7 protein-coding genes and 1 riboswitch are annotated in these 17179 nt (G+C 37.4%); all 7 genes read right to left on the bottom strand.

From position 1 onward, the window contains the following. Positions 1–148: 148 nt before the first annotated feature. Positions 149–252: riboswitch (SAM riboswitch) on the bottom strand. Positions 253–529: 277 nt separating this feature from the next. The 7 genes from Q0845_RS12915 to Q0845_RS12885 all read right to left on the bottom strand — a co-directional run bounded on the left by Q0845_RS12915 (position 530) and on the right by Q0845_RS12885 (position 17123). After that, complete coding sequence (locus Q0845_RS12915; protein ID WP_298513758.1) at positions 530–1510, bottom strand: phytanoyl-CoA dioxygenase; 981 nt, start codon at positions 1508–1510, stop codon at positions 530–532. A 491-nt stretch (positions 1511–2001) separates the two neighbouring features. Further along, entirely contained in the window at positions 2002–6294 is a 4293-nt protein-coding gene (locus Q0845_RS12910) for a GEVED domain-containing protein (RefSeq protein WP_298513756.1), read from the bottom strand. A 355-nt stretch (positions 6295–6649) separates the two neighbouring features. Continuing rightward, positions 6650–12199, bottom strand: a complete 5550-nt coding sequence (locus Q0845_RS12905; RefSeq protein WP_298513753.1) for a GEVED domain-containing protein — start codon at positions 12197–12199, stop codon at positions 6650–6652. A 371-nt stretch (positions 12200–12570) separates the two neighbouring features. Beyond that, positions 12571–13626: an NAD(P)/FAD-dependent oxidoreductase gene (locus Q0845_RS12900; protein WP_298513751.1), complete on the bottom strand. Its 1056-nt coding sequence runs from the start codon at positions 13624–13626 to the stop codon at positions 12571–12573. A gap of 41 nt (positions 13627–13667) precedes the next feature. Continuing rightward, positions 13668–14258 (bottom strand): bifunctional precorrin-2 dehydrogenase/sirohydrochlorin ferrochelatase, encoded by a 591-nt coding sequence (locus Q0845_RS12895; RefSeq protein ID WP_298513748.1) that lies wholly within the window; start codon positions 14256–14258, stop codon positions 13668–13670. 2 nt (positions 14259–14260) lie between these two features. Continuing rightward, entirely contained in the window at positions 14261–15037 is a 777-nt protein-coding gene (gene cobA, locus Q0845_RS12890; protein ID WP_298513745.1) for a uroporphyrinogen-III C-methyltransferase, read from the bottom strand. Then, on the bottom strand, positions 15030–17123 hold the full coding sequence (locus Q0845_RS12885; RefSeq protein WP_298513743.1) for a HEPN domain-containing protein: 2094 nt from the start codon (positions 17121–17123) through the stop codon (positions 15030–15032). The genes cobA and Q0845_RS12885 overlap by 8 nt, the downstream gene beginning before the upstream one ends. Between the last annotated feature and the right edge of the window lie 56 nt (positions 17124–17179).

Here is a 17179-nt window from a genome sequence, read left to right as displayed (position 1 = left end):
AGTTTATTTAGCGACCTATGATCCTACGTTAAGGATAGTAGCGGCATCCTTTTTTACAAAAAAAGATACAGCGAATAGCCTGACCCTTTAGGGTAACGCCCAAATTATTGTTATCAAAAAAGCATGAGGAAATGATGTGAATTTCTCTTGGTTATCTACCTGCATTGCGCAGTAGAACGTAGCACCTTCTTTAAGTGTAAAGGGTTGCTAAGGCTTCATCGGGTCTATTCCCTCAGCCTTTCTTGATAACGACAGTATATATATGAACTATTTGATACAAAGAAACGGCTTCCGTGAAGAAGATGCAAATATTTTGCAGTGATTTTTAAGCGATAACGTTTTAGTTGTTATAAACTATAGAAATTGTAGTTGTTCTCGATACAGCAAATCACAGATTTGCCACTCGAACTGACGTTTGGGAAATTGAAATTTTTAAATATTGAATTGCTTGTTCATAGAAACTCTCTAAACTATCAACTTTTAAACTTTAGAAATTGTAGTTGTTCTCGAACTGACGCTTGCCTCTTGTTTAGTTCTGTAATTTTAATTCAACTGAAGGTTTGAGTTCATAGAAAAAGGTTACGTTTGGCGCTTCGAGTGGATATACGATTTCCATTTCGAGTGGAATGCTGAGCGACGATTCATTTCTGTGTAACCAAATATCATTGTGTATGTGTACTTTGGTATCGACAATCATGGTATGGTATTTTTCGTCTCCACTAAGATTGATTGTAATAGGCTCAAAAGATTGTGGCAACGACTTAGTACCATCATTCACTTTCACTGCTTCGCGTACATCTAGAATCACAGCTGCTTCTTTTTCTTTTCGCGTGTCTTCGCCTTCTTTTTGAGGATATGTTAAACTCGCTTGTACGATGACATTGTTTGGAATGACTGCACAGTTGTCTGAGATTTGTGGCAACATATTCCAAAGAATTGGCACATAGGATTCTCTGTACAGTAAAGCATCGAGCGTTTCACTGAAGAGAATATGGTATTTTTTAGCATCTGGAATTTGAAAGGTTACTGCATCGGCATTGTGATATGCTGTTACATATTCTGTGAGTTCTAATGCATTGATCAATTCTTCTGCCATTTTGATAGAAGATGCATTGATTTCTAATATGGAAAATTGTACTTCCGACGCTTTAAATAATGGCGCTACTAAAGTTATAAAAGGTGCGTACGGGCCACAACCTGCATAGAAAATATTGATTGTTTCGTTTGGATGTTGTTGTTGTTTTTCGCGAATGAGCGTTACCATTCCGTCTAAGAATTTTGCCGTCCTGCGATAGTCTAATAAGCATGCTGCTGCGTGATTGAGCGATAATGCCATTCCGCTTGCTGTTGGTACAGCTGCCATATGTTGCATACCATCTCCTAAGTCACGAATGTTAGTCGTTTCTAAGTAATGTGTGTGAATTTCGTCAATCGTATTTTTTATGGTATCAAAATCTGATTGATTGTTGAGAATGGTTGTTGAGAGTTCTTTGATGGTATTGCGTAACATGCTTCTTTGGTTTTGCATAAAAGTAATAGAACCTTTTGTATTTAGCAACCCGTATTTCTATGTGTTTTGGATTTTGGATAATTTCTGACAAGTTGGTTATTTAGGTTGAAGAGCGTTGAGCGAACCGAAGTTCGCTCTGTCCTTTTTTTAACATTGTACCCAAACATTCCCCACGCAACATAGTGCCACTGCTGAAATACAGTGAACAGGAATCATTGCAGCATCATTAGGGCAATAGCCTCCTTGATTTGGGCATAGTGAGCGTATACCTCCATGGATGTTTTTTTGCGTTTCTTTTTTTAAGATTTTAGTGTTTTCGAGATTTTGAATTTTTTTTAACATGATTTTATTTTTTGGTTGATGACAAATTATAAGATTTTCTAAATAGTTATATACGGTTTCCACTTACTTAACATGATTTTATAGAAAGAAAAAAAGCACTCTCCATATTATAATGAAGAGTGCTTTTATTTTTGGGCGGCTTGTCTTTTTTAGTAAATGACTTTTTGAATTTTTTGTTTGCCGTTTTCTAAAACGACTTTCACAATGAGTGCACTGTTTGTCGGTTTTAGATTTGTAATGTCATATACTTCTTCACTGATGTTTTTACGATCGAGTAAACGTTTCCCTAAAATATCATGTATTGTTATAGCTTCTATTTGGCTATTGTATGCATGTACTTTGATTTGATTCTCGTTGGTAGTAATTACGATTCCTGTATTGGAATTGAATTCATCTACACTTAAACTACTTTCGTCTGTATCAATGTATTTTAACACAAAACGATCTTCGAAATCTCCACCTTCTGAATAGAAATCGTACGGCGTAAGTTTTAAATCGTGAATCGTGTCAGTATATAAATCTTCTAAGTAAATGTCCTGATCAGTAGTTTCAAATAATCCATCTAATGCATTGATTGCTATGGTATAGTTTCCGCTTTGCGCGATCTTTACACCTAATGGAACTTCGTCTTCCTCTTCAAATGGAACTGCTCTTCCTTGAATTGCCATCTTTTCTTCTCCTATTAGCGAATAGATATGCGTTGGTGCATCACTTAGATTGTTTCCATCAAACAAACGATCCTGCTCATTTGATGCTCCAGTGATGTAACCAATTAAAGCTGAAGATGCTCTGTTGTTTGGCGCGATGATATCTAACCAAATTCTATGCTTCTCCATTGTCGTTGTGCTTTCACTGTTGTTTTCAAACTGTCCAACTCCATCATCACTTGGTCTGTAGAATTGATCGTTGGTATAGGCAACGCCACGCATGCTATTGTTAAACTGAATCGTTGAACTTGCTGGTGCTGCATCATCCATTAATACAAAGAAGGCTTGTCCTGCTGCAATGTTTCCATTGAAGCCTACTGGGTTTGATCCTGTACTGTTATATTGGATATAATCATTTTCGTTGTAGTTGTACGCAAAATCACTATAAAAAGGATCTCCATACGCATCACTTGGCGCACTTAAATGTCTCCAAAGATATACCGTTCCTGTGATTGTTGACGGATTGGTATCATCGGTAATTACGGAAGCATTCGCTGCGATAAACGCATCTGCTGAGATTGCTGATGGATATGGGTTTCCTACCAAGTTCCAGTTGTCATCCAAATTCGTGGCATTGACTCCTCCTGCTCCTGGGTAGTCTACTCCTGTATATGTTCCTCTAGTGACGGTGGTATTGATAATTCCATTGTTCGGTACTCCGCCAAATTCTGCTGTATTGGCGATACTTGTTCCTGAAATACCACGAATAATATATCCGTTTCCTATGCCCATAGTTCCTGAAGCACTTTGCCATTCACCATAGTTTCCTATGCCATTTCCTCCAACCGTTGGTTGCCATTGAAATATTAATCCAGGACTTGTGTCAGGCGATACATCTGTAACTTCAAAATCTTCTACTGGAGAAGACCAATAAATATAGTCTAGTGTATTCACTCCAACTGCAGTGCGATCCATTTCTATTTCTCCGGTGTTGTTGTTGGAAGTTACATCCGTTACTTGAATTAGGTTTGCACCATCTCTTACATGAAGTGTTCCACCTGTTTCTACATTGATCCAATCTGTCACAGTGATGGAAGAACCTGTTGCCAGTTCTAGATAACCTCCATTTTTTACGGTAATATTTCTTGCCAATCCATTTCCTGTAGCTTGCGTATCCACCATAAGTCCGTTGTCTTTGATAATGACACAGTCATTTGACGTTGGCACTACATTTTGTGCCCAGTTGGCAGCCGTTCCCCATGCATCTGCAGCACTGTCGAAGATTCTCGTATTGTTCGTTACATTGAAGTTTGAACTTACGGCTCCACATCCATTGGCTAAGTTTGCATCAATGGTAAAAGAATAATCTGCTTCTTCTAGTTGTGCGAGTGTTGGCATTGCATATACTGTTTCATAACTTCCGGATACATATGGCGCATCTCCAATATTGTCATTATCGGTATCAATATATAAATCGATAATTCCTGATGGTGTAGTTGTCCAATCAACTGCCGTTACATCTTTATCTCCAAAGAGTTGAACATTATCAACAGCTACACCATCTGACCATTCTGCATAGAAACGAATTCGTACACTTACCGTTGGTTGATTGATATAAGCTGTTAAATCATATGATAAATTGTCAAACTTTGTCCCAATTCCAACATCAGCAATAATATCTGCCGTTAGCGCTGTCCAGTTGGTTCCATCCGTAGAAACCTCTACTGTAAAATAATCGTCAGCACCACCAACTCCATCATTCAAATAATGAGAATAGAAACAGTCAAAACTGAGCGTTAGGTTTACATAGTCTGCTGTATTGTATGAAGCCGTTGATTGTAAGGCATTGTGTGTGATATATGAAGTTCCTCCTCCATCGGCTCCCATATCGGAATTACAAATTACAAATTGATCATTTCCAAAACCTGAAGAAATTGCTGGAAACCATACTTCTTCTGATGGGACAAATGTACTGGTTTGATTTTGCCATGCGCTTCTTGCGTTTATGGTAGCTCCGTTGTCTATGATAACTACATTACTAAATGCGCCTAAATCACCTGATTCAAAGTCTTCATCAATTAAAAATACATCTTCTACATCTCCAGAAACAGAGATTTCTAACATGTCATTTTCTCCACAAACTACTCGATTCGAAACATCTGGAGTTACATTAATTGTAGGTATTGGGTTGAACTTTGCTGTGATAGGTTCTCGCACCCAAGATTCACAAGTTCCATTATAGACTGTTACATAATAGGTTGTCGTTGCTGATATTGATGGTGTAGTCCAATTTCCATTATTTGTTTCAGCCAACATGGTTCCTCCTGTTTCTGCATCGTACCATCTAAATCTTGTAAAACCAGAAATACTTGTACTTGCAGATAAATCTACTGTACCATCACCACACGTTTCTCCTTCTGTGATAGTATCTATAATAGCATCACAGAAAGGTTCTACCTTAAAGAGATAATCTTCTGCTTCTCCTAATCGATCAATTGTAAATCCTGTATCATTAAAATCTTCACATGAGTTAAAATCATATGAACTGTTATAATCTGATGCAGAATAGTCAAACCCAGTATAGTTTCTAATGCGTATTCTATAATCTCCAGCAGTTGTTCCTAGTGGAATTACAAATCCAAAAGTCGTCGTCGTTGTGGCAATTCCATTAGAATCGTATACTTTTTCAGTAGTTTCATCAAATACATCATCTTCATCCCAATCGACCCAAGCTTTCCAAGCACATCTAAATGGTGCTTCTACATATACATTAATTCCTTCGCCTTCTACCTGTCTTGACAAAGTTGCTAATCCTGTAAAATCCTGATAACCTGTGCTAAATCCTGAACCTGCATTGGTTACATCTTCTAGAGTTCCTAAAAAAGCAACTTCATCTATATACATCGTTCCTGGAGTATCTGTCGTTGGCTGACAGGGTCCTGGAATAATTACAGGTGTTGTGACACAGATATCAAAGGTTCCTTCATTTCCAGCTCCAGTTCCATAGCTATACACACGTACATAATAGGTAGTTCCTATGGTTAAACCTGTAGCATTTAATACTTCTGAACCACCGACAAATACAGAATCTTCACAATCAATATTGGTTCCATTACAAGCTCCCGAACGTAAATCAATCACTGCATCTATTGTTGTAGTTACCGTAATATCATGTTCTGTTGCCGTAGCAACAAAGCTATACCATACATCATCATCTGCATTTCCTGTTCCGCCATTACACGTAATTGCAGCTAAACTTTGCGTAGCATTTACAGTAGTTCCTGAGACACTCGTTGTACAAGTTGCTCCACTACTTACCGTTAACGCTATTGCGTTGGCACAATCGTTATTAGAAGGTGGTAGTGGTGTCATTAGCGTGACTACAATATCTCCATTGAGATTATTGGTAGTAGCACAATTGTATCTATTCAAATGAATTCGATAATCTCCTGTAGTTGTTGGAATAAAATCAATAGAAGCTGCTGTTCCTGTACAAGCAGGTCCATTATCGTCGTTGAAAGCGACAGAAGTTCCAGATGCATCTCTGACTGTCATTTGTGTATCAAAGCCAGATCCACAATTGGAAAGTCTGTACGTAGCTCCAGCAATCATATTGGTGACTTCAAAATTTCTTCTTCCTCCTTGGGTTGAAGGTGGCGTACAAGTGATACTGTTTCCTACCACTGTAGGAGCTGGTGTGCTACATGCGTTTGTATTGATACCTGCACATTGAGCGGCTACCTCAAACATGCAAAAGCACATAAGTATACAGGTCAATTGAAAGGTGAGTTTCATAGACTATTTAAGATTTAGGGTGAACCATAAATAAAATACATCTGAACATTTATGGCTAATTAATGTATTTTGACGTACTTTATTTACATTTCGTCAAATCTAATACATTTTTTTTTTTTCACAAAACAAACTTATTATGTTATTTATAAGAGAGTTACAAAACCATAGATTATGAAAAGAAAAATGACCGTAATTTCTTCCAAATCGCCTTATTGTTGGAAATTACTTTCATTTTTTAATTAAGTTTTTAGTATTACCAAATGATTTTTCTTTAGACTTCTTAATCTTATAAAAAATAAAAAGCACTCTCCATATTGAAATGAAGAGTGCTTTTTTTGAGAACGTTTCCTTTTGATTAGTAAATGACTTTTTGAATTTTCTGTTTGCCGTTTTCTAAAACGACTTTCACAATGAGTGTACTGTTTGTCGGTTTTAAATTAGTAATGTCATATACTTCTTCGCTGATGTTTTTACGATCGAGCAAACGTTTCCCTAGAATATCATGTATTGTTATAGCTTCTATTTGACTGTTGTATGCATGTACTTTGATTTGATTCTCGTTGGTAGTAATTACGATTCCTGTATTGGAATTAAATTCTTCTAAGTCAAGTGTATTGTCATTAGTTTTTACATATTTCAATATGAAACGATCTTCAAAATCTCCACCTTCTGAATAGAAATCGTACGGCGTCAGTTTTAAATCGTGAATCATATCGGTATATAAATCTTCTAAGTAGATTTTCTGATCGGTAGTTTCAAACAATCCATCTAATGCATTGATTGCTATGGTATAGTTTCCGCTTTGTGCGATCTTTACACCTAATGGAACTTCGTCTTGTTGGTCAAAAGGAACTGCTCTTCCCTGAATTGCCATCTTTTCTTCTCCTATGAGCGAGTAGATATGCGTTGGTGCATCACTTAGATTGTTTCCATCAAACAAACGATCTTGTTCATTTGATGCTCCAGTGATGTAACCTATTAAGGAAGAAGCTGCCGAATTATCTGGTGAAATTATATCTAGCCAGATTCTGTGTTTTTCTATTGTCGTTGTGCTTTCACTATTGTTTTCAAATTGTCCAACTTCATCATCACTTGATCTGTAGAATTGGTCGTTTGTGTATGCTACTCCACGCATGCTATTGTTAAACTGAATCATTGAACTTGCTGGTGCCGCATCATCCATTAGTACAAAGAAAGCTTGTCCTGCAGCAATATTCCCATTGAAGCCTACTGGATTTGATCCTGTACTATTGTATTGGATATAATCATTTTCGTTATAATTATATAGATAGTCACTGTAGAAAGGATCTCCATACGCGTTACTTGGAGTACTTAAATGTCTCCAAAGATATACCGTTCCTGTGATTGTTGACGGATTGGTATCATCGGTAATTACGGAAGCATTCGCTGCAATAAATGCATCTGCTGAGATTGCTGATGGATATGGATTTCCTACCAAGTTCCAGTTGTCATCTAAATTTGTTGCGTTGGTTCCACCTGCGCCTGGATAGTCTACTCCTGTGTACGTTCCTCTAGTGACTGTGGTATTGATAATTCCATTGTTTGGAACTCCACCAAATTCTGCTGTATTGGCGATACTTGTTCCTGAAATACCGCGAATAATATATCCGTTTCCTATGCCCATAGTTCCTGAAGCACTTTGCCATTCACCATAGTTTCCTAAGCCATTTCCTGCAACTGTTGGTTGCCATTGAAATATTAATCCAGGACTTGTGCCAGGCGATACATCTGTAACTTCAAAATCTTCTACTGGAGAAGACCAATAAATATAGTCTAGTGTATTCACTCCAACTGCAGTGCGATCCATTTCTATTTCTCCGGTGTTGTTGTTGGAAGTTACATCCGTTACTTGAATTAAATTAGCGCCATCTCTTACATGAAGTGTTCCTCCACTTTCTACATTGATCCAATCTGTCACAGTGATGGAAGAACCTGTTGCCAGTTCTAGATAACCTCCATTTTTTACGGTAATATTTCTTGCCAATCCATTTCCTGTAGCTTGTGTATCCACCATAAGTCCGTTGTCTTTGATAATGACACAATCATCAGAAGTTGGTACTATATTTTGTGCCCAGTTGGCAGCCGTTCCCCATGCATCTGCTGCACTATCAAATACTCGTGTATTGTTTGTTACATTGAAGTTTGAACTTACAGCTCCACATCCGTTGGCTAAGTTTGCATCAATGGTAAAAGAGTAATCTGCTTCTTCTAATTGTGCGAGTGTTGGCATTGCATATACTGTTTCATAACTTCCGGATACATACGGTGTATCTCCGATGTTGTCATTATCTGTATCAATATATAAATCGATAATATTTGCTGGTGTTGTTGTCCAATCTACTGCTGTTACATCCTTATCTCCAAAGAGTTGAACATTATCAACAGCTACACCATCTGACCAAACTGCATAGAAACGAATTCGTACGCTTAGTGTTAACTCATTGATATAGGTTGATAAATCATATGATAGATTGTCAAACTTTGTCCCAATCCCGACATCTGCAATGATATCTGCCGTTAATGCTGTCCAATTGGTTCCATCTGTTGAAACTTCTACGGTAAAGTAATCATCTGCGCCTCCTGTTCCATCATCTAGATAATGCGAGTAATAACAGTCAAAACTTAATGTCAAGTTTACATAATCGGTTGTATCATATGAAGCTGTTGATTGTAATGCATTGTGTGTGATATATGAAGTTCCAAATCCGTCAGCACCTACATCCGAGTTACATATTACAAATTGATCACTTCCAAAACCTGAAGAAATTGCTGGAAACCATACTTCTTCCGCTGGCACAAACGTACTGGTTTGATTTTGCCATGCACTTCTTGCGTTTATGGTGGCTCCATTGTCTATGATAATTACATTACTAAATGCGCCTAAGCCACCTGATTCAAAGTCTTCGTCTATTAAAAATACATCTTCTACATCTCCTGAAACAGAAATCTCTAACATGTCATTTTCTCCACAGACCACTCGATTCGAAACATCTGGAGTAATCGTAACTGTTGGTATTGGATTGAATTTTGCGACTATTGGTTCTCGCACCCAAGATTCACAAGTTCCATTATATGCTGTGACATAATAGGTTGTCGTTGCTGAAAGTGATGGCGTAGTCCAATCTCCTGTAAGAGTCGTTGCTACTAAGCTTCCGCCTGTTTCTGCATCATACCATCTGTATTCAGTTACCGATGGTGTTCCTGTTCCTGTGACTGATAAATCAACCGTTCCTGTACCACAGGTTTCTCCATCTGTAATGGTATCAATAAGTGCGTCACAGAAAGGTTCTACCGTAAAGAGATAATCTTCAGCTTCTCCCAATTCATCAATTGTAGTTCCAGTATCATTAAAATCTTCACATGGATCAAAATCGTATGAATTATTGTAATCAAATAACGAATAATCAAATCCTGTATAGTTTCTAATACGTATTCTGTAATCTCCAGGTGTTGTTCCTAGTGGAATTACAAAACCGAAAGTCGTCGTTGTGGTTGAGATAAAGTTTGAATTGTAAACTTCTTCCGTAGTTTCATCAAATACATCATCTTGATTCCAATCGACCCAAGCTTTCCAAGTACATCTAAAAGGTGCTTCTACATATACATTGATTCCTTCTCCTTCAACCTGTCTTGAAATAGTAGATAATCCTGTAAAATCTTGGTATCCTGTACTGAATCCTGAACCAGCGTTGGTTACATCTTCTAGAGTTCCTAAAAAAGCAACTTCATCTATATACATCGTTCCTGGCGTATCTGTCGTTGGCTGACAGGGTCCTGGAATAATGACAGGTGTTGTGACACAGATATCAAAGGTTCCGTTTCCTGTTCCGCCATAGCTATATACACGAACATAATAGGTTGTTCCAATTGATAAACCTGTAGCATTAATTACCTCAGCATTTGATCCGGTTGTATTGTCTGCACAAGTTATATTGGTTCCATTACATGCTCCTGAGCGCAGATCGAGTACGGCATCAGAGAGTGTTCCTGGCGTTACGGTAATATCATGACTCGTTGCTGTAGCGATAAAACTATACCAAACATCATCATCTGCATTTCCTGTAAAACCATTGCAACTTATAGCTGCTATACTTTGAGTAGCATCTACAGTAGTACCTGAGACACTTGTTACACATGTATTACTTGGACTTACGCCTAGTAAAGTTGCATTGGTACAGTCATCATTTGCAGGAGGAACTATTGGCGTTGTAACACAGATATCAAACGTACCTTCATTTCCTGTACTTCCAAAACTGTATACACGCACATAATAGGTTGTTCCTATACTTAAGCCTGTGGCATTGAGCACTTCATTATTTGTACCCGTTGTGGCATCTGCACAATCAATATTTGTTCCTGTACAAGCACCAGAGCGTAAATCTATTACTGCATTTGTTAAGGTTCCTGACGTTACTGTAATATCATGATTTGCTGCTGTTGCTGTAAAACTATACCAAACATCATCGTTTGCATCTCCAGTTGCAGCATTACAACTAATAGCGGCAATACTTTGAGTTGCTAACTCCGTTGTTCCAGAAACACTGGTTGTACACGTTGTACCACTTACCGTTAAAGCAGTAGCATTACTACAATCGTCATTTAGTGGTGGTTGCGGAGGTGTTGTGACACAGATATCAAAGGTTCCTTGTTGCGAAGTATTGCTTCCCCTACTATATACGCGGACATAGTAGGTAGCTCCTAAAGTGAGTCCTGTTGCGTTTATTACTTCTGAACTTGTGCCTCCAGTAATATCGGCACAGTCTATATTTGTTCCTGTACAAGCACCAGATCGTAAATCTATTACCGCATTGCTTAACGTTCCTGGAGTTACTGTAATATCGTGTTCAAAAGCAGTTGCTACAAAACTATACCAAACATCATCATCTGCATCTCCTGTAGTTCCACCACAATTGATAGCAGCGATACTTTGAGTTGCATTTTCGGTAGTTCCTGAAGCACTCGTAACACACGTATCTGTAGGACTTACTCCTAATGCTATTGCATTGGCACAATCGTCGTTTGATGGAATTACTATTGGTGTTGTGACACAGATATCAAAAGTGCCAGCATTTGCAGCACCTCCATAACTGTATACACGTACATAATAGGTGGTTCCTATACTTAAGCCAGTTGCATTGATAACTTCATCATTTGCTCCTGTTGTATTATCGGCACAATCTATATTTGTTCCATCACATGCACCTGAACGTAAATCTACTACGAGATCACTTAATGTTCCCGGACGTGCAGTGATATCATGATTCGTTGCAGTTGCTACAAAACTATACCAAACATCATCATCTGAATTTCCTGTAAAACCTCCACAACTAATTGCTGATATGCTTTCAGTTGCTGTTGAAGAGTCTCCAGCAGTAAGTGTTACACAGGTACTTGTTGGACTCACGGATAGCGAAGTGGCAGTTCCACAATCGTCATTTGCCGGTCCTGAAGAAGTTGAAAGTAGTGTAACAACGATATCTCCATTCAGGTTATTTGTCGTTGCACAGTTGTATCTGTTCAAATGAATTCGATAATCTCCTGTAGTTGTTGGTGTAAAGTCAATAGAAGCTGCTGTTCCAGTACAAGCAGGTCCATTATCATCATTGAATGCTACAAAAGTTCCTGATGCATCTCTAACTGTCATTTGTGTATCAAAGCCAGATCCACAATTGGAAAGTCTATACGTTGCACCAGCAATCATATTGGTGACTTCAAAATTTCTTCGTCCTCCTTGATTGGCCGGAGGTGTACAACTAATACTATTTCCTACAACTGTAGGTGCAGCTGTTGAGCATTGAATTCTGTTAATTCCACTACATTGAGCTTGGGTTTCAGAAATTAAAAAACATACAAAAATTAATGCAAGCCATAGGGTTGATCTCATGATTCGGGGGTTTTGGTAGTTGGGCTATTTTGTCATAGTTAAATTAGGAAATATATCTTTTCATTCAACTTTCGTTAAATGCATTTCGACGGTGTTTTTCTACATTTCGCCGAAACTAAAATCCTATTCACTCACTAGACTGTTACTTCTATGTCATTATTCTTAAGATATTTACGTTTTTCAAGTTGCTAAAAACGTTCTTTTTAATCACAAATTAGTGTTTCTGTAAAAGAGTCAAAATTAACAGTTTAAATCTTCTATAATCTAGCGTTTACACTTACATATTTCACAAAAAAAGCAAACCGAAGTTTGCTTTTTTTAAGAAAATGATGAGTTCATTTTCGTCTGTAGTGATATTTTAATTTTTGCAATTAATATATTGTTTGTACTATTTCTTTTTTAGCTTCTTTTTTAGAACCATCAAAACCTTCTACACCTGAAACTGTAGTATATTTCATCACATATTTTTTACCTGGATTGATACGTTGATACGCACTTTGACACATTACTGCGGCTTCATGAAATCCAGAAAGTATGAGTTTTAGTTTTCCTTTGTATGTATTCACGTCTCCGATAGCGTATACGCCCGGAATATTGGTTTGATAATCATACGAATTGTCTACTTTGATTGCATTTTTCTCAATATCAAGTCCCCAATTTCCTAAAGGTCCTAACTTTGGAGACAACCCAAATAACGGTATGAAATGATCTGTTTCTAAAAGTATTGGTTCTTCTCCTTTTTTTGTGATAGTTACTGCAGATAGATGTTCTTCTCCATGAAGTTTGGTAATTTCTGCAGGTGTAATGAGATTGATTTTACCCAAGTTTCGAAGTTCCTGTACTTTTTCAACCGAATCTAATGCGCCTCTAAATTCGTTCCTACGATGCACTAAGGTTACTTCGCTAGCAATTTCTGCTAAGTAAATTGTCCAATCTAATGCAGAATCTCCACCACCAGCAATGACTACTTTTTTATCTCTATATACTTCTGGATCGCGAATGATATATGCAACACCTTTGTCTTCATATTTTTCTATTTCTCCAATCGGAGGTTTTCGAGGTTCAAACGAACCCAATCCACCAGCAATCACAACTACTGGCGCTGCATGTTTTGTCCCTTTGTTTGTGGTTACCACAAAAGTATCATCTTCTAAACGTTCTAAAGTTTCTGCACGTTCACCTAAGGTAAAACCTGGCTCAAAAGATTCTATTTGTTTTAGTAAGTTTTTCACTAAATCGCCTGCTAGTATTTCAGGAAAACCTGGAATATCATAGATTGGTTTTTTAGGATATATTTCTGAACATTGTCCACCTGGTTGTGGCAAAGCATCTATGAGATGTGTTTTCAATTTTAGTAAACCTGCCTCAAAAACTGTGAAGAGTCCTGTTGGTCCTGCACCTATGATTAATAAATCTGTTTGTATCATTTTGTATGTAATATTGAGATGTTCGTATTGTTTTTTTTAGTTTAATTTTCTATTTTTTCGTGTAATAAACTCTTTGTAAGATCATTGAGTGTATCAACTTTTTGTTCAAAATTTTGATGGAGTCTTTTTCGGTAGCTGTGTAAATTTTGCACCAATTCGTCAATGCTTTCAGGAATGATTTGTTCAAAAAATTGACGCAAACGTTTCGCCGTAGTTGGCGATTTTCCATTGGTAGAAATAGCGATTTTTACATTTCCTTTCGTCACAATTCCTCCTAAATAGAAATCGCAATATTGTGGCTGATCGGCTAAGTTTACAAGTAAATGCCTCCGTTTTGCTTCTAAGAAGATATTTAAGTTGACCATTTGATCGTCTGTTGCAGCAATGACAATGTGCTTTTCATCTAAATATTCATTGTTAAATGTATCTTCTATGAGTGTGACTGTTGGATGCAAGGTTGCTAAAACTCTGATTTCTTCTTTGATAAAAGGTGCCACCAACGATACTTGTGCATTGGGACTTGATTTTAATAAGAAACTTATTTTTTCTAGTCCTACATTTCCTCCACCAACAATTAACACTTGCAATTGCTGTACTTTTAAGAATATTGGATATAATTCGTTTTTTTCCATAGTTATATTGCTTCTCGAATTGGAAGTCTATTTTTTTCTGTTGTGTGATAGTTTTGTATATGTGTGATAGCTTCATTTACAACTTCACCAATCACAATAATTGCTGGCGCTGCAATGTTTTTTTCTTTTACTTTTTCCAGAATAGAATCTACGGTTCCGAACACGGATTTTTCATTATCGGTGGTTCCGTTTTGAATGATTCCAACAGGGATATTTTGTTTTCCTGCGGCTTTGAACAGACTTACAATTTCTTGAAGCTTGCCCATTCCCATTAGAATCACTACCGTTGCTGTAGATTGTGCCGCTAAAGCAACATCTTTAGATAATTTTCTAGCAGAAGTTGTTCCTGTGATGACCCAAAAACTTTCTGAAATTCCTCTTTTTGTCAACGGAACACCCACATATGCTGGCACTGCAACTGCGGAAGTTATTCCTGGAACGACATTCGTATCTAGTCCATGTTGTTGTGCGTATGCTGTTTCTTCTGCTCCACGACCAAAAACAAATGGATCGCCACCTTTTAAGCGAACTACATGTCCAAATTCATAGGCATTTTTCACAATAAGTTCATTAATCTCATCTTGATTGTAGCGATGAAATCCTTTGCGTTTCCCTACAAATATGTGTTTGGCTTGCGGCGCATAGTCCAATAATTCTCTGTTGACCAAAGCATCATATAATACTACATCTGCGGCTTCTAGAGTTCGGATTCCTTTGAGTGTAATGAGTTCTATATCGCCAGGTCCAGCGCCTAATACTGTTAGCTTTGGTTTATGCATGTGTCAACTCCTCCTTTCTGTATATTTTGAGTTGATCTACAAACCAAATGGTATCATTTAGGTATTTTTTTGCAAACGCTTCACTTGGCGAATTTTGTTGCAATTGATATACGAATGTTGAAAAATCATTTGGTAAATTTATTTTTTTCGTTTCTACAAAAACGGCATCAAATTGTTTGATAATGGCTGCATGCGAATTCGTTTTTTGTTGTTCAGAAAGTAAAAGTGCTTTGGCTGCATTCACGATGGCCGCATACGCATGATAAATGCTGTCACTATACAACTGATTCTTTAGTGCTTCCGCTGCATTTTCAATTTTTTCTTCACTTTCAAACAATAGCGTTTCCACCAAATCAATGACAACACCAGCACATTCTCCAATTCCAACTGCTTTTACGTATGGTGATTCATTTCCCCAATCAATAAAATCATCTTCCGAGAGTTCAGAACTATCTGATAACGGTTTTAAGAAAGTGTAGAAATACGCTTTTTCTTTTCGCTGGTAGTAATCTGAGAAAGATTCTTCCGCCTCAGCGTTATTTTTAAAATCATTTAAAATGGTACGCAATGCTTCTGGTCCGCGTTTGCTTGGAATTTTTAATACTTTGTCGGCAAAACGTCCTTGCCCGTTTCCTATGATTCCGCCTCCCAAGAGTATTTGCAAAGCTGGCGCTACCAATTTTCCAGATTTTATGGTCATTCCTTGAAAACCAATTTCTGCCATATTGTGTTGTCCACAAGCATTCATACAACCACTTATTTTGATGGTAATATTTTTTGTAGTGATGAATTCTTGATATTCCGCAGCAATTACTTTTTCCAATTCTGTAGCGATTCCTGTACTGCTCGCAATTCCCAAATTACAAGTATCGGTTCCAGGACATGCTGTAATATCTATTAATTTATTATAGCCAATTTCGGTAAAGCCCAATGCTTTTAGTTTTTGATAAAGTATTGGAAGTAATTCCTCTTTTACATGACGAATTAGTATGTTTTGACGCAATGTAAATCGTAATTCATCTGCAGCATAGGTTTTGATTATGTCTGCTAACAAACGAGCTTTATCTGTATAGAAATCTCCCAAAGGCACGCGAATTCCAATAGCAAATAATCCTTGTTGCTTTTGCGGAATGACATTGCTTTGTTTCCATGCTTCAAAGGTTTCGTTGTCTTCAATAGCAACTGTTTCAATATTAGATTCTTGAAATGTTGGTGCAACTTCAAAGACAGCAGTTTCTATCGAAACTTTTGTGTTTGACAATGCTTTTCGTTCTGCATCAATTAATCCAACAAAAGCTTCTAAGCCTAAATCTTTAATTAAGAATTTCATACGTGCTTTTCCTCTTTTGGCGCGTTCTCCATAACGATCAAATACGCGTAAAACACCTTCTGTCAACGGAATGATTTCATCTGTAGCTAAAAATTCATATAATACATCTGCATGTCTTGGCTGCGAACCTAATCCGCCTCCGAGCATTACTTTAAAACCTCGAATTCCGTTTTGAATTTTAGCAATAAATCCTAAATCATGAATATAACTAAGCGCCGAATCTTTATCAGTAGCAGAAAAGGAGATTTTAAATTTTCTACCCATTTCTTGCGAGATTGGATTTCGTAGAAAGAATTTAAAAACTGCATCTGCATATGGCGATACATCAAACGGTTCGTCAATGTCAATTCCTGCAGTAGCGCTTGCCGTAATGTTACGTACTGTATTTCCGCAAGCTTCGCGTAATGTGACATCGTCTTTTTCAAGTTGTGCCCATAATTCTGGCGTTCTGTCCAAACTCACATAATGAATTTGAATGTCTTGACGCGTCGTAATGTGCAATCTTCCAGTGGAATATTCGTCAGCTACATCTGCAATTCTGTGTAATTGCGCACTAGAAACTTTTCCGTACGGCAATTTGATGCGAATCATTTGTACGCCATGTTGACGTTGTCCGTATACACCTCTGGCCAATCGTAGACTACGGAATTTTTCTTCATCTACTTTTCCTTCTTTGAATAAGCGGATTTTTTGTTCCAACTCGATGATATCTTTTTCAACAATTGGATTTTCTATTTCTGTTCTAAAGCTTTGCATTTGATTTTTGAATTATTGAACTCATCTTGAGTTCATTAAAAAAGTCCTAATGAATG

Source organism: uncultured Kordia sp., assembly GCF_947489565.1.
Lineage (GTDB): Bacteria > Bacteroidota > Bacteroidia > Flavobacteriales > Flavobacteriaceae > Kordia.
Note: the sequence above shows the minus strand (reverse complement) of the source record. Positions and strands in the feature narration are given on the sequence as shown.